The 21,614-nt window shown below is 64.1% G+C and carries 24 protein-coding genes; 10 read left to right on the top strand and 14 right to left on the bottom strand.

Annotation, left to right across the window (positions count from 1 at the left end):
- The first annotated feature begins 2 nt into the window (after positions 1-2).
- Positions 3-1,328: a PQQ-dependent sugar dehydrogenase gene (locus tag IEV62_RS00655; protein ID WP_188444838.1), complete on the top strand. Its 1,326-nt coding sequence runs from the start codon at positions 3-5 to the stop codon at positions 1,326-1,328.
- A gap of 124 nt (positions 1,329-1,452) precedes the next feature.
- Here the strand turns inward: IEV62_RS00655 and IEV62_RS00660 are convergent, their stop codons facing one another.
- Together IEV62_RS00660 and IEV62_RS00665 are read right to left on the bottom strand one after the other, a co-directional pair.
- Positions 1,453-1,755, bottom strand: coding sequence for a polyhydroxyalkanoic acid system family protein (locus tag IEV62_RS00660; protein ID WP_188444839.1), 303 nt, complete (start codon positions 1,753-1,755; stop codon positions 1,453-1,455).
- A gap of 10 nt (positions 1,756-1,765) precedes the next feature.
- Positions 1,766-2,182, bottom strand: coding sequence for a VOC family protein (locus IEV62_RS00665; protein WP_188444840.1), 417 nt, complete (start codon positions 2,180-2,182; stop codon positions 1,766-1,768).
- Between the two features lie 197 nt (positions 2,183-2,379).
- Between IEV62_RS00665 and lnt the strand changes: the two genes are divergently transcribed.
- Positions 2,380-3,918 (top strand): apolipoprotein N-acyltransferase, encoded by a 1,539-nt coding sequence (gene lnt, locus IEV62_RS00670; RefSeq protein WP_188444841.1) that lies wholly within the window; start codon positions 2,380-2,382, stop codon positions 3,916-3,918.
- A 75-nt stretch (positions 3,919-3,993) separates the two neighbouring features.
- A complete protein-coding gene (metK, locus tag IEV62_RS00675; RefSeq protein WP_188444842.1) occupies positions 3,994-5,211 on the top strand; it encodes a methionine adenosyltransferase in 1,218 nt (405 codons plus the stop codon).
- Between the two features lies 1 nt (position 5,212).
- On the opposite strand, the gene IEV62_RS00680 is transcribed toward metK, so the two are convergent.
- Positions 5,213-6,022 (bottom strand): formate/nitrite transporter family protein, encoded by an 810-nt coding sequence (locus IEV62_RS00680; RefSeq protein WP_188444843.1) that lies wholly within the window; start codon positions 6,020-6,022, stop codon positions 5,213-5,215.
- A gap of 85 nt (positions 6,023-6,107) precedes the next feature.
- Between IEV62_RS00680 and trmB the strand changes: the two genes are divergently transcribed.
- A complete protein-coding gene (gene trmB / locus IEV62_RS00685; protein ID WP_188444844.1) occupies positions 6,108-6,788 on the top strand; it encodes a tRNA (guanine(46)-N(7))-methyltransferase TrmB in 681 nt (226 codons plus the stop codon).
- Here trmB and IEV62_RS00690 read toward each other — a convergent pair.
- Together IEV62_RS00690 and IEV62_RS00695 are read right to left on the bottom strand one after the other, a co-directional pair.
- Positions 6,773-7,054, bottom strand: a complete 282-nt coding sequence (locus tag IEV62_RS00690) for a UvrB/UvrC motif-containing protein (protein ID WP_188444845.1) — start codon at positions 7,052-7,054, stop codon at positions 6,773-6,775. The two genes, trmB and IEV62_RS00690, sit on opposite strands and share 16 nt — an antisense overlap.
- 32 nt (positions 7,055-7,086) lie before the next feature.
- Positions 7,087-8,166 carry a GNAT family N-acetyltransferase gene (locus IEV62_RS00695; protein WP_188444846.1) on the bottom strand — a complete coding sequence of 360 codons (1,080 nt, stop codon included), beginning with the start codon at positions 8,164-8,166 and terminating at the stop codon, positions 7,087-7,089.
- An 83-nt stretch (positions 8,167-8,249) separates the two neighbouring features.
- Between IEV62_RS00695 and IEV62_RS00700 the strand changes: the two genes are divergently transcribed.
- Positions 8,250-8,702: a DUF2721 domain-containing protein gene (locus tag IEV62_RS00700; protein ID WP_188444847.1), complete on the top strand. Its 453-nt coding sequence runs from the start codon at positions 8,250-8,252 to the stop codon at positions 8,700-8,702.
- Between the two features lie 37 nt (positions 8,703-8,739).
- On the opposite strand, the gene IEV62_RS00705 is transcribed toward IEV62_RS00700, so the two are convergent.
- Together IEV62_RS00705 and IEV62_RS00710 are read right to left on the bottom strand one after the other, a co-directional pair.
- The gene (locus IEV62_RS00705) at positions 8,740-10,326 is read right to left on the bottom strand and encodes an amidase (RefSeq protein WP_188444848.1); all 1,587 of its coding nucleotides are present in this window, start codon (positions 10,324-10,326) and stop codon (positions 8,740-8,742) included.
- Positions 10,327-11,127: 801 nt separating this feature from the next.
- Complete coding sequence (locus IEV62_RS00710; protein ID WP_188444849.1) at positions 11,128-11,655, bottom strand: hypothetical protein; 528 nt, start codon at positions 11,653-11,655, stop codon at positions 11,128-11,130.
- Positions 11,656-11,762: 107 nt separating this feature from the next.
- Here IEV62_RS00710 and IEV62_RS00715 point away from each other — a divergent pair, with 107 nt between their 5' ends.
- Positions 11,763-13,037 (top strand): MFS transporter, encoded by a 1,275-nt coding sequence (locus IEV62_RS00715; RefSeq protein WP_188445011.1) that lies wholly within the window; start codon positions 11,763-11,765, stop codon positions 13,035-13,037.
- A gap of 51 nt (positions 13,038-13,088) precedes the next feature.
- Positions 13,089-13,457 (top strand): PRC-barrel domain-containing protein, encoded by a 369-nt coding sequence (locus IEV62_RS00720; protein ID WP_188444850.1) that lies wholly within the window; start codon positions 13,089-13,091, stop codon positions 13,455-13,457.
- A 4-nt stretch (positions 13,458-13,461) separates the two neighbouring features.
- On the opposite strand, the gene IEV62_RS00725 is transcribed toward IEV62_RS00720, so the two are convergent.
- The 5 genes from IEV62_RS00725 to IEV62_RS00745 all read right to left on the bottom strand — a co-directional run bounded on the left by IEV62_RS00725 (position 13,462) and on the right by IEV62_RS00745 (position 17,492).
- The gene (locus tag IEV62_RS00725; RefSeq protein WP_188444851.1) at positions 13,462-13,752 is read right to left on the bottom strand and encodes an addiction module antidote protein; all 291 of its coding nucleotides are present in this window, start codon (positions 13,750-13,752) and stop codon (positions 13,462-13,464) included.
- Positions 13,727-14,092: a type II toxin-antitoxin system RelE/ParE family toxin gene (locus tag IEV62_RS00730; protein ID WP_188444852.1), complete on the bottom strand. Its 366-nt coding sequence runs from the start codon at positions 14,090-14,092 to the stop codon at positions 13,727-13,729. Before IEV62_RS00730 ends, IEV62_RS00725 begins: the two co-directional genes overlap by 26 nt.
- Positions 14,093-14,172: 80 nt before the next feature.
- A complete protein-coding gene (gene uvrB, locus IEV62_RS00735; protein WP_188444853.1) occupies positions 14,173-16,380 on the bottom strand; it encodes an excinuclease ABC subunit UvrB in 2,208 nt (735 codons plus the stop codon).
- A 70-nt stretch (positions 16,381-16,450) separates the two neighbouring features.
- Entirely contained in the window at positions 16,451-16,849 is a 399-nt protein-coding gene (locus IEV62_RS00740; protein ID WP_188444854.1) for a hypothetical protein, read from the bottom strand.
- A 1-nt stretch (position 16,850) separates the two neighbouring features.
- Positions 16,851-17,492 (bottom strand): DNA/RNA non-specific endonuclease, encoded by a 642-nt coding sequence (locus tag IEV62_RS00745; RefSeq protein WP_229732738.1) that lies wholly within the window; start codon positions 17,490-17,492, stop codon positions 16,851-16,853.
- A 542-nt stretch (positions 17,493-18,034) separates the two neighbouring features.
- Here IEV62_RS00745 and IEV62_RS00750 point away from each other — a divergent pair.
- Positions 18,035-18,592, top strand: a complete 558-nt coding sequence (locus IEV62_RS00750; protein ID WP_188444856.1) for a DUF3617 domain-containing protein — start codon at positions 18,035-18,037, stop codon at positions 18,590-18,592.
- A gap of 5 nt (positions 18,593-18,597) precedes the next feature.
- Here IEV62_RS00750 and IEV62_RS00755 read toward each other — a convergent pair whose 3' ends face one another.
- Complete coding sequence (locus IEV62_RS00755) at positions 18,598-19,053, bottom strand: hypothetical protein (protein ID WP_188444857.1); 456 nt, start codon at positions 19,051-19,053, stop codon at positions 18,598-18,600.
- A 177-nt stretch (positions 19,054-19,230) separates the two neighbouring features.
- On the opposite strand from IEV62_RS00755, the gene IEV62_RS00760 reads away from it, so the two are divergent.
- Together IEV62_RS00760 and IEV62_RS00765 are read left to right on the top strand one after the other, a co-directional pair.
- Positions 19,231-19,482 (top strand): helix-turn-helix transcriptional regulator, encoded by a 252-nt coding sequence (locus IEV62_RS00760; RefSeq protein ID WP_188444858.1) that lies wholly within the window; start codon positions 19,231-19,233, stop codon positions 19,480-19,482.
- Entirely contained in the window at positions 19,479-19,997 is a 519-nt protein-coding gene (locus IEV62_RS00765) for a hypothetical protein (RefSeq protein WP_188444859.1), read from the top strand. The genes IEV62_RS00760 and IEV62_RS00765 overlap by 4 nt, the downstream gene beginning before the upstream one ends.
- Positions 19,998-20,011: 14 nt before the next feature.
- On the opposite strand, the gene IEV62_RS00770 is transcribed toward IEV62_RS00765, so the two are convergent.
- Positions 20,012-21,532 carry a fumarate hydratase gene (locus IEV62_RS00770; protein WP_188444860.1) on the bottom strand — a complete coding sequence of 507 codons (1,521 nt, stop codon included), beginning with the start codon at positions 21,530-21,532 and terminating at the stop codon, positions 20,012-20,014.
- Between the last annotated feature and the right edge of the window lie 82 nt (positions 21,533-21,614).

Here is a 21,614-nt window from a genome sequence, read left to right on the forward strand (position 1 = left end):
CCATGCGCAAACATATTCTGATCATCCTGGCGATCGCGATCGTCGCGGGGGGTGCCGCTTTGTGGTGGGCGTTCCAGCCCGATCCGGCGCGACTGCCGATCGCGGCGGTGCAAGGCGAGCGCCCCAAAATCACCCCGCCCCGCGCGCAGACGATCCCGACGATCGCGGTTGCCGATGCGGTTGGCTGGAAGGACGGCGCAACCCCGGTTGCTGCGGCGGGGCTGCAGGTCGCGGCCTTTGCGAGCGGGCTCAACCATCCGCGCTGGCTCTACCGCTTGCCCAATGGCGACATTCTGGTCGCCGAAACCAATTCGCCGCCGCGCGCGACCAAGGGCATTGCCGATGTCGTGATGGGCTATCTGATGACGAAGGGCGGCGCGGCAGTCGCCTCGCCCAACCGCATCACACTGCTGCGCGACACAAACGGGGATGGCGTGGCCGAGGCAAAGACGGTGTTGATCGGCGGGCTCAATTCGCCGACCGGCATGGCGCTGATGGGCGGCTATCTCTACATTGCCGACACCGATGCGCTGCTGCGCGTACCGTTCACCGTCGGCCAGACCAAGATCGATGCCAAACCCGAAAAGGTCATCGCGCTGAGCGGTGGCGGCAATCACTGGGCGCGCACACTGCTCGCCGATCCCGAGGGGAAATATCTCTATGTCGGAGTCGGCTCGTCGACCAACATCGCCGATAACGGCATCGCGGCCGAGAAAAATCGCGCCGCGATCCTGCAAGTCGATCCGCAAGCCAAGACCTTCCGCGTGTACGGCGCGGGGCTGCGTAACCCGCAGGGGATGGCGTTCGAGCCAAAATCGGGCGCGCTGTGGGTCGCGGTCAACGAACGCGACATGCTCGGGTCGGACATCGTTCCCGATTACATCACGCGCGTTGGGATCGGCGACAATTTCGGCTGGCCCTGGTATTATTGGGGTGGGCATCAGGATTTCCGCGTGCAGCCGGAAAACCCTGCCTTGCAGGAATATTCGAAGCGGCCCGACTTCGCGATGGGCCCGCACGTCGCGGCGCTCGGCCTGGCCTTTGCGACCGATGCGAAGCTCGGTCCGAAATATACCAACGGCGCGTTCGTCGGCGAGCATGGATCGTGGAACCGCGTGCCGGTCTCGGGCTATAAGGTCGCGTACGTGCCGTTCGGCGATCGCGGCTTTCCGATCAAGGGGACCAAGCCGGTCGATGTGCTGACCGGTTTCCTCAACGCGAAGGGCGAAGCGCAAGGCCGCCCGGTCGGCGTCATCACCGATGCGACCGGCGCGCTGCTGGTGGCGGACGATGTCGGCAATACGATCTGGCGGGTTCGCGCGAAGTAGGGCGGAACTCTCACCCCTCCCCTTCAGGGGAGGGGCTGGGGGTGGGGCCTCTCCGCGGATCCGAGCTTGCGTCTGGGGCCCGGCCCCACCCCAACCCCTCCCCTGAAGGGGAGGGGCTCGCGCTCTACTCCAGCATCTTGGGCGCTTCCTTGGCCAGCTTCGCGCGAATTTTGTCGGCGAACAGCGCCAGGAACGGCGGCAAGTCGATCTCGGCGCGGACCTTAGCCTCACCAACGCTCAACCGGCTCGCCACGCGCTGACCCAGCGCGGCGACGGTGAAATGCAGCGTGTCACCCTCCCAGCGATGATCGACCGCCGCCCCACCGGGGAACATGCCGGCGAGCTTGTCGATGCCACCAGCCACCCGCGCCTTGCACGCGGCGAGACCGAGCTTGTGCGGAATTTCCAACGTAATCGGTTCGCTCATCCGGGCTTCCTTATTGCGCGAACAACATCGCATCATCGGCAAACGCCTTGAACTCAAGCGCGTTGCCGGAGGGATCATAAAAGAACATCGTGGCTTGCTCGCCCGGCTGGCCAACGAAGCGGATGTGCGGTGCGATCCCGAAGCGCGTCCCCGCAGCGGTGAGCCGATCGGCGAGCGCCTGCCAATCGGCCATCGTCAGCACCACGCCGAAATGCGGCACGGGAACGTCATGGCCATCGACCGGGTTGGAGACGGCGACAGCACGCGCCGCCGGATCGAGATGCGCGACGATTTGATGGCCGTAAAGGTCGAAATCGATCCACGCATCCGAGCTGCGCCCCTCGGAGCAGCCGAGCACCCCGCCGTAAAACGCGCGCGCGGCGGCGAGATCGTGGACGGGGAAAGCGAGGTGGAAGGGGCGAGTCATGGGTCTTGGATAGCGCCGTCCCATTTCTGCGTCACCCTTCAAGAGAGTTCCTTCCCCGGCGAAGGCCGGGGCCCAGCCGAAATGGCTGAGGTGACGAGGGGAAGCGGCCTCCAATACGCGATGCGCTACTGGGCCCCGGCCTTCGCCGGGGAAGGGGAATGGTTGCCGATAAGAGCAAATACAGCAATAGCCCCCCCATGTTCACCCGCCCCGCCCTCCTTTCGCTCCTGCTCGGCGGGATCGCCGCGACGGGGTTCGCGCCGCTCGGCTGGTGGCCGGTCACCCTCGCCTGTTTCGCCGCGTGGATGTGGCTGGTCCACGCCACGCCGAGCCTTAAGGCGGTGCTGTGGCGCGGGTGGCTGTTCGGGCTCGCGCATTTCACGGTTGGCAATTACTGGATCGCCAAGGCCTTCACCTTTCAGGACGCGATGCCGCAGGCGCTCGGGATCGTCGCGCCGGTGTTGCTGTCGGTGTATCTGGCGATCTTCCCGATGGCAGCCGGCGCGGTCGCGTGGCGCTTCCGGCGCGAGCGGCCCGATGCGGCGTTCGTGCTGATCTTCGCGGTGGCATGGATCGCCACCGAATATCTGCGCGGGACGATGCTGACGGGCTATCCTTGGAACCCGTTGTCGGAGATTTGGCTGCCGCTGATCGGCGTTGCTCGCAGCGCGCAGTGGATCGGGACCTATGCGCTGTCGGGCATGACCATAGCGATTGCGGGCGCGTCGATCATCGCCATGGAAGGTCAGTGGCGATTCCCCGTTGCGATGGGCGTTATGCTTGTTACAACGGTAATCTCCGCGGTTGACTGGTCCGCGTCGGTGACTTCGGTCGACATTACGAACGCCCCCCGCATCCGCGTCGTGCAACCCAATCTCGACCAGGAACAGCGCCCACGCGACGATTATGCCGAGGCCAATTTCGCCGCGCTCGCCAAGCTCAGCGGCACCCCCGGCGCTGCCCCGCGGCTAATCGTCTGGCCCGAAGGCGCGCTCCGTTTCCTCCCCGAAGACGGCTATCCAGCGCAATATTACTGGAAAGGCACCCCCGCCGTCACCCGCGCGCGCATCGCCGCGTTGCTCGGGCCGAACGATTTGGTGATGACCGGCGGCAACGCGCTGAAATTCGATGCGACGGGCAATGTCACCGCCGCCACCAATTCGATCTTCGTGTTCGACGCGAAGGGCGTGATCCGTGGCCGCTACGACAAGGCACACCTGGTGCCGTGGGGCGAATATCTGCCCGCGCGGCCGCTAATGTCGGCGATCGGCCTGTCGCGGCTGGTGCCCGGCGAGTTCGATTTCGCGGCCGGCAACGGCCCCGCGTCGCTATCGCTCCCGCCGTTCGGCGCGGTAGGGTTCCAAATCTGCTACGAAATCATCTTTTCCGGCGCAGTAGTCGACCGCGCGCATCGCCCGGCCTTTATCTTCCACCCGTCGAACGACAGCTGGTACGGCCCGTGGGGCCTTGCCGAGCATCTCGCGCAAGCGCGGATGCGCGCGATCGAGGAGGGCTTGCCCGTGATCCGCGCAACGCCGACCGGCATTTCCGCGATCATCGACGCACAGGGCCGCGTGCTCGCACAGGTCCCGGCGGAGACGGCGGGCGCGATCGAACTCCCCATCCCGCCCGCCGCACCCCCGACGCTGTTCGCGCGGTTCGGCAATTTGATGGCATTGCTCGTTGCCGCAATCCTCGGGTTTTCCGCGATTGCATTGCGCCGTTTCGCGCGATAGGGGCGGATATAAGGAAAGCTTTATATCAGGCATGGCAACGGCCAAAGCTCTCCTCAACCTTTGAGGATTTCACGCATGCGTTCCAGTTTTCTCTTCACCTCCGAATCGGTTTCCGAAGGCCATCCCGACAAGGTCGCCGACCAGATCAGCGATACCGTCGTCGATCTGTTCCTCGGCAAGGACCCGTACGCACGCATCGCGTGTGAAACGCTGACCACCACCAATCTTGTCGTTCTCGCCGGCGAAATCCGCTGCAAGGGCGTGTATGAGAATGGTCAGTGGGCCGATGGCGCGCTCGCCGAGATCGAGGCGGCGGTGCGCAACACCGTGCGCGAGATCGGCTATGAGCAATCGGGCTTCCATTGGGAGTCGTTCGCGTTCCACAACAACCTCCACGGCCAGTCGGCGGAAATCGCGATGGGCGTCGATGAAGGCGCGAACAAGGATGAGGGCGCTGGCGATCAAGGCATCATGTTCGGCTATGCCACCGACGAGACGCCGGGCCTGATGCCCGCGACGCTCTATTACAGCCACAAGATCCTCGAACGCATGGCGGCCGATCGCCATTCGGGCGCAGCGCCCTTCCTCGAGCCCGACGCCAAGAGCCAGGTCACGCTGGAATATAAGGACGAAGTCCCGGTCCGCGCGACCGCGCTCGTCGTCTCGACCCAGCACAAGGCAGGCTATTGCCTGCAAGGCGACAATGCCAACCCGGCGCTGTACGAAGAGCTCCACACCTATGTCAGCGGCGTGTTGCACGACGTGCTGCCCGACGGCTTCATCAGCGCCGATACCGCGATCTACATCAATCCGACCGGCGCCTTCGAAATCGGCGGGCCGGATGGTGATGCCGGCGTGACGGGCCGCAAGATCATCGTCGACACTTACGGCGGTGCCGCCCCGCACGGCGGCGGCGCGTTCAGCGGCAAGGATCCGACCAAGGTCGATCGCTCGGCGGCGTATGTCGCGCGCTACATGGCAAAGAACGTCGTCGCGGCGGGCCTCGCGCGCCGCTGCACGATCCAATTGAGCTATGCCATTGGCATTGCCGAGCCGCTGTCGCTCTATGTCGATCTGCACGGCACCGGCACCGTGCCCGAAGCCAAGATCGAGGAAGTGCTGCCCAAGCTGGTCCGCCTGACCCCCAAGGGCATTCGCGAGCATCTCAATCTCAACCAGCCGATCTACAAGCGCACGGCGGCCTACGGCCATTTCGGGCGCGAACCCGATGCCGACGGCTTCACTTGGGAAAAGACCGATCTGGTCGATGCGCTGAAGGCGGCGGTGGCCTGAGTTACACGCCCTCCTCGCGCACCTGAGCGTGTGCGAGGAGGGCGAACAGGCCGGCCCCGCCGAACAGATTACCGAGCACCGCGGGCGCCAGGAATGCGAGCACCTGCGCGCCACCGATCTTGCCCGAGAACAATAACAGGAACGTCTCGGTCGAGCCGACCACCGAATGGCTGAACCCGCCGATCGCGACGACATAGACGATCCCGAACACCACGAAAAACGCCTGTTCGCGTGCATTGGGAAGTGTCCACGCAACGATCGCGATCAGGAACCCGGCGGGCACGGCATTGACGAAGGTGGCAAGCGGGCCGTGTTCGGTGATCTTCATCGACACTTCGAGCATCCCGGCGTGCAATGCCGCATCGCCCAGCGGCAGGAACGCGAAGGCAGCCGCAGCAAGCGCGGTGCCGATGAAGTTTGCCGCCAGCACCACGCTCCACAACCGCAGCGTCCGCCCCGTAGCACCCCAGGACGGAGCGTTGACCAACGGGAGCATCGCGGTGACCGTGCTTTCGGTGAACAATTGCATCCGCCCGAGAATGACGATCAGAAATCCGATCGGATAGCCGATCGCCAGTAACAACGGTCGCGCCGGGCCGGGCGCGGTATGCGCGGCGATCGCCCCTTCCGCGACGAGCGATGCCGTGATCGCCAAACCGCCCGCCACGCCCGACCAGAACAGCGACCCGGTCGGCCGCTCGAGTTCCGCCTGCCCTTCCTCCCGCACCGCGCGGTGGAGTTCCAGCGCGTTGGCAGACTTCAGGTCCTCGACCGTCCCTGTCTCGCCATTCTTCTCTTCGTTGTCCGCCAAAGTGTGTCGCCCGATATCGTTGATCGCCTGTAACGATGCCGACGGCGCTTTGCTCCGTGGCCGGGCTTCGCTAGAGCCACGACGGATGACTGATCCGATGACCACCCGCCGCCTCTATGGCCGCCGCCAGGGGCATAAATTGCGCCTCGGCCAGGCCGATCTCGTCGAGCAATTGCTGCCCGAGATCAGCGTGCCCGAAACCGGGCCGATCGACGCCGCCAGCCTGTTCGGCGAAGACCGGCCGCTTGAGGTCGAAATCGGCTTCGGCGCGGGCGAGCATCTCGCGGGGCAAGCCGCCGCACGGCGCGACACCGGCTTCATCGGGTGCGAGCCGTTCCTCAACGGCGTCGTCGGCGCGCTCAGCCATATCCGTGACGCGGCGCTAGACAATGTCCGGCTGCACATGGGCGATGCGCTCGACGTGCTCGAACGCTTGCCCGACGGCTCGCTTTCCCGCGTCTATTTGCTCCACCCCGATCCGTGGCGAAAGGCGCGCCATGCCAAGCGTCGCATGATCAACCACGGTCCGCTCGACCTGATTGCCGCAAAGTTGAAGCCCGGCGCCGAATTTAGGCTCGGCACCGACGATCCGACCTATTGCCGCTGGGCGATGATGGTCCTGAATCAGCGGCGTGATTTCGCATGGACCGCAAAAGGCCCGGCCGACTTTCTGACGCGCCCCGACGACTGGCCCGAGACGCGCTACGAACGCAAGGCGCGGCGGCAAGGTCGCGAAGTTTGGTACTTCCGCTACTTGCGCGTCTGACGCCGCCCGGTCGCGCGCGTCATCGGGTCGGGCTTTTTGGGCTTTTGCCACCCCGGCGGGGGCGTCATGCGCTGCTGGCTGCTGCCCAGCCCCATCGCGCCGGGCTGCTGACGGATCATGTCAGCAGTATCGGCAGCCGCCGCATCGACGAGGCTCGCCCCGCCGCGCAGCAAGGAGAGTTGATCGCGCAACCGCCGTGCTTGCTCGAAATCGAGCGCGGCGGCGGCTGCTTCCATTGCGAGGCGCAGGCGTTCAATCTCATCCATAACCGCACCAACGCACGACACGCGGTTCGGCCTCAACCGGGGTTGCCGCTCGCGCCCCACCACCCTTTGAGCATGCGGCCGACCATCGCCGACAACCCCGGTCGCACCAGCAGCCAGTCGCGCAGCACCGGCCCCTGCACCGCGCCGATCGTCTGTTTATACCCGCTATCGCCCGCACCCCAATCGACGGTGCGGATACCGTGGCCGCGCGCGCGGATGAGGTTGCGATAGTACAGCAGCTTGCCCGGCGAATGTTTGGCAAAGGCGGGATCATAACTGTTGGCGATGGCATATTTGGTCGCCCCGCAATCGAGATCGAACGAGAACGCCGCCGGCTGCCCATCGACGGTCAGCAGCGCCGCCGACAGCATCTTTGCCAGCACCGGATCGCACGCGACCTCGCGCCAGAAGCCGCCGTGGCCGGCCTCGGTAAACTTCGCGTCGCGGCCATCGGTCCGTGCCGCGATCCAGCTTTTCTGCTCGACCGTCGCCATCGCATCGAACGTCGCTGGCCATTCACCCGCCTCCGGAAACGACCAGTCGAGCGCGCCGTGATCGGCCAGATGTTTTTCGTGGAAGCGATTTTTGCGCAAGCTCGATCCGCGCGGCCAATCGGGTTGTTGCAGATCGAACACGAAACTGTCGGCAACGAAGCGATCGAGCACCGCCCAACCCTTTGCCCGCGCGCGCGCCAGGACCGGTGCCAGCGCCGGGTCGTGATCATAGGCCGGCCCGATCCGCAGCGCCGTCACCGCCCCTGCCAGCGCCCCGAGCAGCGCATCGATCGCGCGTGGCCCCGCATCCTCATGCATTGGAAAGCTGCGGAATGGCCAATAGCTGCCCGGCACCGTCGCCATCCCTGCCACCGCCGGACCGACGCCGACAATCGGCAAGGCGATAACCGGGACGTCATCCTCCTCAACCACGATCGTGCGTGCCGCGCCGCCGTAAGCCGCAAGCGCCGCCGCGAACCAGGCATAGCGCAGGAACCCATGGGTCGGGGCAGCATGCTCGGCCACGGTGTCGATCGCCCCGGCCAGCCCGTCGAGCACGACCGCGCGCGTCTGCGACGGCAAGCGCGTGAAGTCGGCAAGGCACATAGAATTCGTCATGTCGCAAAGGGTTAGCGCATACGGGTTACCATTCCGTGCAGGCCCGGCTTGCGTCGCGACGCGCCGCACCGCAGAAGGCGGCGATGTTCTCCATTCCCGGCGTCACCACGATCGCGCAGACGATCCAGCTCTCGCTCTCGCCCGTCTTTATGCTGGCGGGAATCGGGGCGTTGCTCAACGTACTGGTCGGTCGCCTCGCCCGCGTGGTCGATCGCGCGCGGTCGCTCGAGGATTTGCATCCGCTGTCGAGCGGACCCGAGCATGAGCGCCACGTCTGGGAACTGCGCCTGCTCGACCGGCGCATGTCGGTGATCAACCGCGCTTTGGTGCTCGCCGTGTCGAGCGCGGTGATGACCTGCATCGTCGTCGCGTTGCTGTTCGTCGCCGAACTGGTCAAGCTCCACATCGGCACCGTGGTGGCGCTATCGTTCATCCTGGCGATGGGTCTGCTCATCGCGTCGCTCGTCAGCTTCCTGATCGAGGTCCGCATCTCGCTGTCGGCGATCCACGTCCGGCAGGAATTGCTGGAGCGGTAACCCCAAGGCCCCCCTCCCTGCAAGGGAGGGGAGGCGATCAGCGCACGCCCGCCAGCCCCGGCCCGGCATCATTGGTCGCCGCATAGGTCGGCGCCACACGCGCCTTCGCCGCTTGCTCATAGACATAACCCGCATTGAGCACCGCGCGATCGGCCCATGCGGTCGCGATGAACGACAGCCCAACCGGCACGCCGCGCACAAGCCCCATCGGCACGGTCAAATGCGGATAGCCCGACACCGCGGGCAATTCGCTCGCCGAGGGACCGTTGAAATTGTCGCCATAAACCGTGTCGGACAGCCACGGCATACCATAGGTCGGCTCGACCAGGATCGTCGCATTCGCCTTGGCCAGCATCGCGTCGATCCCCTCTTTCCCTGCAAGCCGCAGCGATTTCGCCCGCGCGCCGAGATATTCGGGATTGGCGAGGCCATCGGTCTTCGCCGCTTCGATGAAGGTTTCCTGTTCGAAGAACGGCATTTCGGTCGCCTTGTTCGCTTCGTTGAAGGTGATCGCCTGGTCGAGTGTGCGCACCTTGACCGCCTTGGGTGTGGTGGCGAGATAGGCGTCGAGATCGGCCTTCAACTCGACATGCAGCACCATCCCCTCGGCCGCGCCGAGTCCGTCGAGCTTGGGCTGCTCGACATCGACCAGTACCGCACCCTGCGCTTTCAACACCCCAAGCGCCGCCTCATATTGCGCCTTCAGGATCGCCGGCATGTCGGGATGCAGCACCGCGACGCGCACGCCCTTGAGCGACGCGCTTTTCAGGCCCTCGACGAAGCCGGTCGGCGCAACACGATATTGCGGCTGGCGCGTCGTCGCGGGATCGGCCGGATCGACCCCGACCATCCCGGCGAACAGGATCGCCACGTCCTTCACGCTGCGCGCCATCGGCCCGGCGGTGTCCTGGCTATGGCTGATCGGCACGACATGCGTACGGCTGACCATGCCGAGCGTCGGCTTCAACCCGACCAACCCGTTCATCGACGCCGGGCAGACGACCGATCCGTCGGTCTCGGTCCCCACTGCCACTGCGGCAAAGCTTGCCGCCACCGCCGCACCCGAGCCGCTCGACGATCCACACGAAGTCCGATCAAGCGCATACGGATTGCGCACCAGCCCGCCGACCGCGCTCCACCCGCTGATAGAATTGGTCGAACGGATATTCGCCCATTCGCTGAGGTTGGTCTTGCCGAGGATTACCGCGCCCTGCGCACGCAGATTCGCGACCAGCGGCGCATCACGCAGCGTGACATTGTCTTTCAGCGCGAGGCTCCCCGCCGTGGTCGCGATCGGGTTCTTGGTTTCGATATTATCCTTGATCAGCACCGGCACACCGTCGAGCGCGCCGAGTGCCTTACCGGCCTTGCGTCGCGCGTCACTCGCGCGTGCCTCGGCGATCGCGTCGGGATTGGTGACGATGACCGCGCGGAGCGTCGGGCCGGTCCGATCCATCGCTGCGATCCGCGCGAGATAAGCCTGGGTGATCGCCTCGGACGACGTGCCCCCCGCCATCATCGCCTGCAATTGGTCGATCGATTTCTCCTCGACCGCAGGCACGGTCTGCGCCGCGAGCGGGGCGGCTGCGGAGGCGAGCAGCAGCGATAGAAGGACGGTGCGCATAATCGGAACCCTTTGAACATCGACGCGCTCGTGGCGGCGCGTGTCGGGTATCTTCGGGGAGAATGCGGTCGAGGGCAAGGCGGGGATTGGGTGCGGACGTCTCCCCAACCGTCACCCCGGCCTTGTGCCGGGGTCCACCGTTCCGCGATCACACGGTGAGGGGCGGTAGGCCAAGCGCGACGGCAAGATCATCCCGTGCCAGACTGTCTTGATCTCATGCGGATCTCGATCCTCTTGGGCACTATCTTGCTGCGCGGTGGACCCCGGCACAAGGCCGGGGTGACGATTGAGATACGCTTGCCTTTGATGTCCGCAACACCGACGCGCCGCCGGCAAAGCCGTCGGTCGGGTTCTCGCTGGCGCGTAACCCGCCGGCCGTTTGGGGCAATGCCCGCCTTTGCGGGCACCGGCGCGCGGCGCGCGCCTTCGCCCCAAATGAAAAGAGGCTGCCGGGGGTCTCACGACACCCCGGCAACCTCCTGACATGGTCAGCGGCCGGAAGCTCCAGCTTGGAGGACCATGCGAAACCTGAAAACCCCGATAGACGGCGGCGTTGTTTGGGGAAGAATACCCCCCGCCGTCATCCCAAAGGGCTTAAAGGTGCGTCCTCCAAACCAACTGAACCGACCCCTTTGCTGAACCATGAGACATCGGATCACCTCCTTTCGCTAGTTAAAACGACGTGCCCAGGCCTGGGCACGAAACCTCTTTGAATCATAAAATTTTACGAAACAAGTCTTGTAATATTCCGGGTTTTGGACGATTCTCTTCCGCCTGCCCAAAGCACCGCGAAACGCGCGCTCAGCCTCGGCAATCCTCGATCACGCGCGCCACTTCGGCCCAGGCCGGTACCACCAAAGTCGTCGCGCCCGGCTGCTCGACGATGAAGCGCCCGCGACTAAACGCCATCGCGTCGAGCAATGGATCGCGCGCCGTCAACGTGGCTGAGACCGATGCGCCGCTCGGTTGCACGGGCACCGTCCGCTCAAGGCTCGACGTGCGCAGCGTCAGCGGTGCTGCCACCGCACCGCTGCGCGACAGATACACCATCCCCGCCGTCCGGTCGCAGTGCAGTGTCAACAGCGCGTCCCCCCGCGCGGCACCAAACACGGCGGTCGACCCACGCGTATCGGCGCGATAGGCCCAGTCGCCCGGCGTGACCGCCCAATCGCGCCAATCCGCCCCCTGCGGCTTGGGCGATACAGGTGGCGTGGAGCGGGGCGGGGCGACGGGCTCGGGTGCCGGGCGCGGCGGCGCCGGCGGGCTGACGCAGCCGGAGATGAAAAGGGTAGCTGCCAGCACAGCGAGCGGGGCAAAGGTCAAGCGCATGCCCCTGTCTATGCGACATGCGGCATCCCGGCTCAACCACGCATCCCCGGACGATCTTGCGCCTCGTCGCGATTTCGCCTCTTGTGCGCGTCTTACAGGGGATGATGATGGCACTCGAAGCGAAACGGTTACGCGCCATCATCGGCGGATCGGCCGGCAATCTCGTCGAATGGTATGACTGGTACGCTTATACCTCGCTCTCGCTGTATTTCGCCGCTTCCTTCTTTCCCAAGGGCGACGCCACCGCGCAATTACTTGGCACCTCGGCGGTGTTTGCGGTCGGCTTCTTCATGCGGCCGATCGGCGCGTATGTCATGGGCCGCTATGCCGACAGCCATGGCCGCAAAGCCGGTTTGGCGGTCTCGGTCGCGTTGATGTGCGCCGGCTCGCTGATGATCGCCTTCGTGCCGAATTATGCCAGCATCGGACTCGCCGCGCCGATCATCCTGCTCATCGCACGGATGATTCAGGGCCTCTCGGTCGGCGGCGAATATGGCGCGAGCGCGACCTATCTTTCCGAAATGGCGACGCGACAGCATCGCGGCTTCTGGTCGAGCTTCCAATATGTCACGCTGATCGGCGGACAGCTCACCTCGCTCGCCGTCACGCTGATCCTGCAAGCGCTACTGACCAAGGCCGAAATGGAAAACTTTGGCTGGCGCATCGCCTTCCTGCTCGGCGCGGCACTGGCGTTCGGGGTCTATCTGCTGCGGCGGCGGCTGGCCGAGACGGCGTCGTTCGAGGCGCTTTCCAAGGATCGCCCCGCGTCGGGCGCGGCGGCGCTGTGGCGCGCCCACCCGCGCGAATTCGTGCTCGTGGCGATCATCAGCGCCGGCGGCAGCTTGGCCTTCTACGCCTACACCACCTACATGCAGAAATTCCTCGCCAATACCGCCGGCTTCTCGATCCAGACCGCGACCGGCATCATGACGGCGGCGTTGGTTGTCTTCATGCTCGTCCAGCCGCTGTTCGGGAGTTTGGCCGATCGGGTTGGGCGCAAGCCGATGCTGTTGCTGTTCGGGGTTGGCGGTACTTTGGTGTCGGTCCCAGTGTTCAGCGCGCTCGCGATAGCACGCGATCCGGTGGCGGCGTTCGGCATCATCATGATCCCGCTGCTGCTGCTTGCGGCTTATACCTCGATCAGCGCACTGGTGAAGGCCGAGCTGTTCCCCGCCCACATCCGCGCACTCGGCGTCGCGCTGCCCTATGCGCTCGGCAATGCGCTGTTCGGCGGCACCGCCGAATATGTCGCGCTCCGCTTCAAGCAAGCGCATGTTGAGAGCGGCTTCTACTGGTACGTCGCGATCATCCTGGCGATGACGACCTTGTGCTTCTGGCTGCTGCCTGAAACCAAACGGACCAGCCTGATTTCCGAAGATTGAGGAACCGCCACGGTCCCCGCACCGTTACGCCACCGATATTGAGGAAAGACGATGGCCCAAACCGAACCGACCCAATTGCTGCTGCAAGCCAACAAATCTGACGCGATTGCGGTGCGCAGCCGCGACGGTGACAAGATCGGCACGCTCTACACGCTGATGGTCAACAAGCGCAGCGGGCAGGCATTGTACGCGGTGCTGACGATCGGCGGCTTCCTCGGCATGGGCAAGGCGTACTACCCGCTGCCCTTTTCGCTGCTGCAATTCGACCCCGTCAACGATACCTATGTGGTGACGATCGACCGCCGCGTGTTGGAAGGCGGCCCAAGCTGGGCGGCCAACGCGCCCGAGTTCGACCAGGCCTATGCCGACCGCGTGTCGAAATATTATGATGTGGCGGGTGAGGATTTGTCGCTGGGGTGAGTGGTTAGGCCGCGTCGCGCGAAACGCTCAGACGCAAACCCATCGCGGCAAGCACGGCAGTAAGCGTTGCCAGCGTCGGATTCCCATTCTCGGATAGCGCGGTATAGAGCGCCTGTCGCCCGACACCGGTCTTACGCGCGATTTCGGTCATGCCTTTCGAGCGCGCGACGATCCCCAGCGCGCGCGCGATATGCTGCGCATCACCGCCGTCCATCGACGCATCGAGAAAGGCAATCACTTCTTCCTCGGTATCGAGATATTCGGCCGGATCAAAGATCGTCGTTTTCAGCGCCATAATCTTCTCGCTTTGCCAGTTTGATCGCCTTGGCAATATCACGCCGTTGGCCGCTTTTGTCACCGCCTGCCAACAGTAAAACGACCGCGCTACCCTGGCGTTTGAAATAGACCCGATACCCTGGGCCAAAACGCATCCGTAACTCCTCGACACCCTCGCCGACCGACCTGGCATCGCCGAAATTGCCATCGGCAACGCGCAGCAGTCGATCGAAAACACGCGCCCGACCCTGCAGATCGCGCAGAGATGTGAGCCACTCGTGGAATTCGGACGTTTGCCGAACCTCATTTACCTGTCCTTTGTAAAGGACAAAGCTGCGCTTGTCAAAGTCGTCGGTCACCGGGAAGCTCCTTTCCCGAGATTATCCGAGATTACACCATCGCGTCACAACCACAAAAGCTGGCGACCCTTTAGCCGTCCTCACCGCGCCCGCCGCGAACTCCCCGCCATCCCCGCCCGCATCTTCTGGCTCTTCCCATACCGCGTTTTTCGGGTCCCCGGCTTGCCCTCGTTCGACCGCCCCATCACCGGCAGCTTCTGCTGGTCGACCGGCAGCCCAAGTTCCTCCTGCTCCAATTGCCGGATTTCATCGCGCAACCTGCCCGCCGTCTCGAACTCCAGATCCGCCGCCGCTGCGCGCATCTGTTTCTCCAGATCCTCGATATAAGCGCGCAGATTGTGGCCCACCATGTGCGGACGGTCCTCATCGATTTCGATCGTTACTTGATCACGGTTCGACACATCCTTGATGATATCGCCGATGTTGCGCTTGATCGTCGTCGGCGTGATGCCGTGCGCTTCGTTGTACAGCCGCTGCTTCTCGCGGCGGCGGCTGGTCTCGTTCATCGCGCGTTCCATCGAACCCGTGATCCGGTCGGCATAGAGGATCACGCGCCCGTCGACGTTGCGCGCCGCGCGGCCGATCGTCTGGATCAGCGAAGTTTCCGAGCGCAGGAACCCTTCCTTATCGGCATCGAGGATCGCGACCAGCCCGCATTCGGGGATATCCAACCCCTCGCGCAGCAAGTTGATGCCGATCAGCACGTCATACACGCCGAGCCGGAGGTCGCGGATCAGCTCGATACGCTCCAGCGTCTCGACGTCGCTATGCATATAGCGCACCCGAATGCCCGCTTCGTGCATGAACTCGGTCAGATCCTCGGCCATGCGCTTGGTCAGCGTGGTGACGAGCGTGCGATACCCCGCCTCGGCGGTCTTGCGCGCCTCGACGATCAGGTCCTGCACTTGCTCCTCGACCGGCTTGATCTCGATCGGCGGGTCGATCAGCCCGGTCGGGCGGATCACCTGTTCGGCGAACACCCCGCCGGTCTGCTCCATTTCCCACGCGCCCGGCGTCGCCGAGACATAGGTCGTCTGCGGGCGCATCGCGTCCCATTCGTTGAAGCGCAGCGGCCGGTTGTCGATCGCGCTCGGCAAGCGGAAGCCATATTCGGCAAGCGTGAGTTTGCGCCGGTGATCGCCGCGCGACATGCCGTTGATCTGCCCGATCGTCTGATGGCTTTCGTCGACGAACAGCAGCGCATTCTCGGGCAGATATTCGAACAAGGTCGGCGGCGGCTCGCCCGGCATCCGCCCCGTGAGGAAGCGCGAATAATTCTCAATCCCGGCACACGATCCGGTCGCCGCGATCATTTCGAGATCGAAATTGGTGCGCTGCTCGAGCCGCTGCGCCTCGAGCAATTTGCCCTCGGGGATCAGCTCTTTCAACCGTTCCTGTAGCTCGAACTTGATCGCCTCCATCGCCTGTTTGAGCGTCGGGCCGGGCGTGACGTAATGGCTGTTCGCATAGATGCGGATCGAATTGAGACTGGCGATCTTCTTGCCGGTCAGCGGATCGAACTCGACGATCTCCTCGATATCGTCGCCGAAGAACGACACGCGCCACGCGGTGTCGTCATAATGCGACGGGAAGATTTCGAGCGCATCGCCGCGCACGCGGAAACTGCCGCGCTGGAACGCCGTGTCGTTGCGCTTATATTGCAGCGCGACGAGCTTGCGCACGATCTCGCGCTGATCGACCACCTGGCCCTTCTTGAGGTCGAAGATCATCGCCGAATAGGTCTCGACCGATCCGATGCCGTACAGGCACGACACCGACGCCACGATGATCACGTCGTCGCGTTCGAGCAGCGAGCGCGTCGCGGCGTGCCGCATCCGGTCGATTGCCTCGTTGGTCGAGCTTTCCTTCTCGATATAGGTGTCGCTGCGCGCGACATAGGCTTCGGGCTGGTAGTAATCGTAGTAACTGACGAAATATTCGACCGCGTTGTCCGGGAAGAACGACTTCATCTCGCCATACAATTGCGCCGCGAGGATCTTGTTGGGCGCCAGGATCAAAGCCGGTCGCTGCACCGCCTCGATCACCTTGGCCATCGTGAAGGTCTTGCCCGATCCGGTGACGCCGAGCAGCACTTGATCACGCTCGCCCGCCTCGGTCTGCGCGACCAGCTCGGCAATCGCAGTCGGCTGGTCGCCCGCCGGCGTGTATTCCGACACGATCTTGAACGGCCGCCCGCCTTCCGCCTTGGGGGGCCGCGCCGGGCGGTGCGGGATAAAGCTCTGCCCGGTCTCGGGTTCGTCGAGCGAGGTGCGAATCTGGATAGCCATTGGAGTAATATGGCGACCGGACCGGGTTTGTTCCAGAGGGTGCGCGCGATAGCCAACCGAGGCGTGGCTGTCAGTGCTCCGGCATCGGCGGATAGATCACAGGCTTGTCGCCATAGCGCGCGTGCAACGCCACATCGCGTCGCTCATCCTCAAATTCATCCGGGTTCAATTCCTCTGGAAATTTGAAGACCGCGTCGAATTCCTTGCCGACTACCGCATACTCGATCACTTCCCAGCGCTTGCCCGGCTCTTCGGTTTCCCATGCTTCGATGAGCAGATCGATCAACGGGCGACTTGGATCAAAATAGCGAACGCTGTTCCCCTCATCCTTGAAAACGCCCGCGCCTACGACACCCTCCTGTAGCTCTGCATAGAGATAGGTCTTGTCGGGATCTCCACCAACAATTCGACCCAATTCATGGCCGATTTCATCGAAGATCGGGCCGAGTTTATCAAATTTGTCCGCCATCCTATTGGCCCTTTTTGCTGTTCGAGAACGCCCTAAAGCGTCGCTCACCGTTGTCATACCAAGTGACTTCGATCGCATACGGTCGCTTCGACGCGCCTCGATATTCGGGAACGATATCGACATAGACGCGATGTCCGGCACGTTGCGCCCTCGCCCAGCGCTCTTCGAGCTGGCGATATGCGCCGCGGTTGAAATTTGAGTCTTGCGCGAAATGGTTGAACGCATCGCGTGGCCCGTTGAAGCGAGCGGCAATATAATGGCCACCGTCATCGCTAGGCAAACGATCCGTCCCGCCAGCCGCCGCCTGATTGCGGCGCGACCGCCTCGCTGTCTCATTGGATAGCACCCCCTTTGCCCGCCGCATCCTGTCGCCGTCGTCGATCGCGTAATCATAGCCATTTCTAACCTGATGCCGATACGGGTCTCGCGTTGCGACCACACCGGTCACCGGCGCGGTCAAATCCGGCGCTGGAGCAGCCTTCGGCGCGCGTGATTTCGGGGATGGGATCGCCAACACGTCGCCCGGCTTGAGCTTCGCATCCACCGACATCCGGTTGGCCGACGCCAGTTCCGCTGCGGTCAGATGGTTAGCTCGCGCCACAGAATGCATCGTGTCGCCGGGCTCGACGACCACGGGTTTCATCGTGGGATGCTTTCGCTTGAAGTCCGCGACCTCTTTTGGGTTTAGCCAATACCCGTCGCCGGTCGCGCCAGCACCACCACCGGACCCGCCACCCCCGCCTGCGAAAGAATCACCACCCCACTTTACGGGCTTGGGCGGCGTTTTTCCGGGGGTTGGACGGGCGGCTCTACGGGGTGCCGCATTGCCCACGCTGCCACCCGGTGCGAACGTAAAGCGCCCGTTCCTCGGATCGTGATACGGATTGAATTTGAGTTCGATCGGCCCGACCGCGACCCGCTGTCCCGTGCGCAAATAGATCGAAAACGCGGTGTCGCGCGATCTGCGCTGAAGCCCTCCCGGCATACCCACTCCCCCTGATCAAAGAGTAAGACACGCTACCAGAAAAATGAGAACATTGCAAGAACAACGTTACATTCCACGCTCAGCTTGGCCAAACCCTCGCCAATCAATCCGCGATTGCCATAGCGCGCCAATCTTGGGAGGATGACCCCACCCAGCCCGTCGCCCTCCCGGCGCCGCGCCGCCCGGAGAGTTTCCCCGCCATGTCCCTTCGCAACATCGCCATCCTCGCCCTCCCCCTTTTCGCCGTCGCGTGCGGGCCCGAGGCGCAGATCAAGCGGCAACCCGGCAGCTGGTCGCAAAAGGTCGAAATCCTGAAACTCGAGGGCAAAGGCGCAACGCCCGCGACGCGGCTGCAGATGCAGAAGATGTTCGATACGATGGCGGGCCTGTCGATTTGCGTCACCCCCGCCGCGGTGGCGAAGGAGGATCTAGGCAAGAACCTCGAACAGATGGGATCGCGCGGGCAGAATTGTACCTTCAGCAATCGTGACACGACCGGTCCGTCGATCGGCTTCGATGCGGTGTGCAAGCAGGCGGGGGGCGGTTCGATGAAACTGACCGCCATCGGCAGCAACGCAGCCACCGTGCAGGACATCACGATGACGATGGTCGGGTCAGATGCGGCCGGCAAGACGCAAGGCACGATGGAGATGCGCGTGCGCGCCATCCGGGGCGGCGATTGCAAGCCGGGCGACATCACCCCGCCCGAGCTCCCCGCGGGGCACCCCAGCGTGCCGGAAGCGGGCCTGAAGCCGTAACCGGCTCAGCGCACCCGGCGATACGCCACGCGCCACATCGTCCAGCCGATCAGCGCGGCGACCAGCGCCAGGATCAGGCTGGTCGCGACCGCGCTCATCCAGCGGAACAGCAAGGTCTGCGTGTCGCTGACCGGCATGTCGAACAGGCCAAAACCATAAGTCTGGCCGCCCAGAAATAAAGCAAAGCCCGCCAGCCCACCGACCGCGACCGCCACCCCCGGCCCGCGCCAGCCGATCGCATGGCAGAGCAGCCCGACCGGGCCACCGATCGCGACCGCCGCCATCGTGGTAATCAGCACGCCGATGACGAACCCCACCAGCAGTTCGAGCGGGGCAAGCCCGCTACCGACGCTCACCAGCGCCGCCGCGAAGACGCCACCCACCAGCCCGCCCGCGCCGAGCGCGAGCCCGGCCCGGTCGAGCGAAGCTTCGTAAGTCCGCACTGCCCCCTCAGACGCCAAGCATTTTCTCCCCGGCGCGCGTGTAGCATCGCGCGACCGCCATCCCAAGCCCGTCCCGCAGTGCGACGCAGGCAGCCGCATCGAGCCCATCGATGCGGCCCACATCTATGCAGCGCATTCTCCATCGTTCGCAAACGAATCGTTGTTTATACACAACAATATGATATAGAAACCGACATGAATGCGGAAATTTACAATCGAATTGCGCTGTTTCGCGCGGAGCGCGGCATCTCGCGTCGCACCTTGGCGGACGCGGTCGGGGTCAACCCGCAGACGATCGGCTATCTAGAGCGCGGCGATTACAAGCCGAGCCTCGAGCTGGCGATGAAGATCGCGGCCTATTTCGGCGTCGCGGTCGAACACCTGTTTTCCTTCACCCCTTTCGAAAGCGTGGCCGCAGTGCTGCGCCGCGCCGGAGACACCCCATGACCCGCAAGACGTTCGCCGACTATGCCGATGACAGCGTTCGCTGGACCGGAATTCCGCAACTGTTGGAAGCGATGGGCGAGGGCCGTCAGCCGCGCTATCACCTCCGCATCCTGCCGATCATTACGCTTGGTCTGGCCAGCGTCGGCATGGTGCTGCTGCTCGCCGATCGCCAGCTCTACTGGCTGGGCTACACGCTGCTGATGGTCGGCTTTTCGCTCGGCACTATCCTGCCCCTTTTCGGCCCGATCAAACCATGGTCCGGAGCCCGCGTCGATGAGTGGGATCGTCAGGTGCGACACAACGCCTATTTCGCCACCTTTTCGGCGATCAGCGCAATCTCGATTTTCGGGCTCGTCTTGCTCTGTTGGCTCACGTTGTCCCAGGCGTGGTCGGCGCCGGATTCGCTCCGCGCGCTGACATCGTCCGCCGTCTATCTTATGACGATGTGGTCCAGCGTACCCACTCTCCACGCGAGCTGGGCAACCCGCCCGATCGACGAGGAGGAAGACGCCTAGCGCGGGCGCGCCGATCAGGTGACCAGCAACCCCTCGCGCGCGATCTTTTCCTTCCACATCAAGGGTGCCAGTTGGTGAACGTTCGCCCCTGTCGAATCGACCGCCACCGTCACCGGGAAATCGACCACTTCAAATTCGTAGATCGCCTCCATGCCGAGGTCCGCGAAGCCCACGACCTTCGATCCCTTGATCGCGCGCGCGACCAGATAGGCAGCACCACCGACCGCCATCAGATAGGCCGATTTCCCCTCGGCGATCGCCTTGGTCGCATCGGGCCCGCGCTCGGCCTTGCCGACCATCGCGAGCAGACCCTGCCCCAACATCATCCGCGTGAACGAATCCATCCGCGTCGCCGTGGTCGGGCCCGCCGGGCCAACGACTTCATCGCCGACCGGATCGACCGGACCGACATAATAGATCACGCGGCCCGCGAAATCGACCGGCAGCGGCTCGCCCGCATCGAGCATGTCCTTGATTCGCTTGTGCGCGGCATCGCGCCCGGTCAGCATCTTGCCATTGAGCAGCAGCCGGTCGCCTTGCTTCCACCCCTGCACGTCGGCAGGCGTCAGCGTGTCGAGATCGACGCGGATCGCGGCGCTGTCGGGTTGCCAGTCGACCTTGGGCCACTCATCGAGCTTGGGCGCTTCGAGGAAGCTTGGGCCAGATCCGTCGAGCACGAAATGGGCGTGGCGCGTAGCGGCACAATTCGGGATCATCGCGACGGGCTTGCCGGCGGCATGGCACGGCGCGTCGAGGATTTTCACGTCCAAAATGGTCGAAAGCCCGCCCAGCCCCTGCGCGCCGATGCCGAGCGCGTTGACCTTGTCGAAAATCTCGATGCGCAGCGCCTCGATGTCATTCTTCGGCCCGCGCGCCTTGAGCGGTGCCATGTCGATCGGCTCCATCAGCGCTTGCTTCGCCAACAGCACGCACTGCTCCGCCGTCCCGCCGACCCCGATGCCGAGCATCCCCGGCGGACACCAGCCCGCCCCCATTTGCGGCAGCATTTCGAGCACCCAGTCGACGATCGAATCGGACGGGTTCATCATCTTGAACTTCGACTTGTTCTCCGATCCGCCGCCCTTCGCCGCGACATCGACCGAGACCTTCGCACCCGGCACCATCTCGACGTGCAGCACGCACGGCGTATTGTCCTTGGTATTGCGCCGCGTGAACGCCGGGTCGGCCAGTACCGAGGCGCGCAGCTTGTTATCGGGATTGAGATAGGCCAGCCGCACACCTTCATCGACCACGTCCTGCAACGATCGGCCGGTCTCGTCCAAGCGGCAGTCCATCCCCCATCTGAGGAAGACGTTGACGATGCCGGTATCCTGGCAGATCGGGCGGTGCCCTTCGGCACACATCCGGCTGTTGGTCAAAATCTGCGCGATCGCGTCCTTGGCGGCGGGGCCTTGCTCGGCCTCATACGCGGCACCCAGCGCGTGGATATAATCCATCGGGTGGTAGTAACTGATGAATTGCAGCGCGTCGGCGACGCTCTCGATCAGATCGGCTTGGCGGATGATGGTCGTCATGAAGCGGCTTTCGGTGCTGGCGTCTGCGCTCCCTCTATGCGCCCGCACGCCTGCCGCCAAGCTACTCGCTTTATGCATGATC

Origin of the sequence: Sphingomonas psychrolutea (genome assembly GCF_014636175.1) — a bacterium.
Lineage (GTDB): Bacteria > Pseudomonadota > Alphaproteobacteria > Sphingomonadales > Sphingomonadaceae > Sphingomonas > Sphingomonas psychrolutea.

What these genes read in the sequence shown, in the direction of transcription:
- IEV62_RS00765 (WP_188444859.1), top strand. Translation starts at nt 19,479, where the DNA reads ATGACCCGCAAGACGTTCGCCGACTATGCCGATGACAGCGTTCGCTGG.
- IEV62_RS00655 (WP_188444838.1), top strand. Translation starts at nt 3, where the DNA reads ATGCGCAAACATATTCTGATCATCCTGGCGATCGCGATCGTCGCGGGG.
- IEV62_RS00690 (WP_188444845.1), bottom strand. Translation starts at nt 7,054, where the DNA reads ATGGATGAGATTGAACGCCTGCGCCTCGCAATGGAAGCAGCCGCCGCC.
- IEV62_RS00725 (WP_188444851.1), bottom strand. Translation starts at nt 13,752, where the DNA reads ATGGCGCTGAAAACGACGATCTTTGATCCGGCCGAATATCTCGATACC.
- IEV62_RS00750 (WP_188444856.1), top strand. Translation starts at nt 18,035, where the DNA reads ATGTCCCTTCGCAACATCGCCATCCTCGCCCTCCCCCTTTTCGCCGTC.
- IEV62_RS00665 (WP_188444840.1), bottom strand. Translation starts at nt 2,182, where the DNA reads ATGACTCGCCCCTTCCACCTCGCTTTCCCCGTCCACGATCTCGCCGCC.
- IEV62_RS00710 (WP_188444849.1), bottom strand. Translation starts at nt 11,655, where the DNA reads ATGCGCTTGACCTTTGCCCCGCTCGCTGTGCTGGCAGCTACCCTTTTC.
- lnt (WP_188444841.1), top strand. Translation starts at nt 2,380, where the DNA reads ATGTTCACCCGCCCCGCCCTCCTTTCGCTCCTGCTCGGCGGGATCGCC.
- IEV62_RS00700 (WP_188444847.1), top strand. Translation starts at nt 8,250, where the DNA reads ATGTTCTCCATTCCCGGCGTCACCACGATCGCGCAGACGATCCAGCTC.
- IEV62_RS00695 (WP_188444846.1), bottom strand. Translation starts at nt 8,166, where the DNA reads ATGACGAATTCTATGTGCCTTGCCGACTTCACGCGCTTGCCGTCGCAG.
- IEV62_RS00660 (WP_188444839.1), bottom strand. Translation starts at nt 1,755, where the DNA reads ATGAGCGAACCGATTACGTTGGAAATTCCGCACAAGCTCGGTCTCGCC.
- IEV62_RS00760 (WP_188444858.1), top strand. Translation starts at nt 19,231, where the DNA reads ATGAATGCGGAAATTTACAATCGAATTGCGCTGTTTCGCGCGGAGCGC.
- uvrB (WP_188444853.1), bottom strand. Translation starts at nt 16,380, where the DNA reads ATGGCTATCCAGATTCGCACCTCGCTCGACGAACCCGAGACCGGGCAG.
- trmB (WP_188444844.1), top strand. Translation starts at nt 6,108, where the DNA reads ATGACTGATCCGATGACCACCCGCCGCCTCTATGGCCGCCGCCAGGGG.
- IEV62_RS00705 (WP_188444848.1), bottom strand. Translation starts at nt 10,326, where the DNA reads ATGCGCACCGTCCTTCTATCGCTGCTGCTCGCCTCCGCAGCCGCCCCG.
- IEV62_RS00770 (WP_188444860.1), bottom strand. Translation starts at nt 21,532, where the DNA reads ATGACGACCATCATCCGCCAAGCCGATCTGATCGAGAGCGTCGCCGAC.
- IEV62_RS00720 (WP_188444850.1), top strand. Translation starts at nt 13,089, where the DNA reads ATGGCCCAAACCGAACCGACCCAATTGCTGCTGCAAGCCAACAAATCT.
- IEV62_RS00745 (WP_229732738.1), bottom strand. Translation starts at nt 17,492, where the DNA reads ATGAAACCCGTGGTCGTCGAGCCCGGCGACACGATGCATTCTGTGGCG.
- metK (WP_188444842.1), top strand. Translation starts at nt 3,994, where the DNA reads ATGCGTTCCAGTTTTCTCTTCACCTCCGAATCGGTTTCCGAAGGCCAT.
- IEV62_RS00740 (WP_188444854.1), bottom strand. Translation starts at nt 16,849, where the DNA reads ATGGCGGACAAATTTGATAAACTCGGCCCGATCTTCGATGAAATCGGC.
- IEV62_RS00715 (WP_188445011.1), top strand. Translation starts at nt 11,763, where the DNA reads ATGGCACTCGAAGCGAAACGGTTACGCGCCATCATCGGCGGATCGGCC.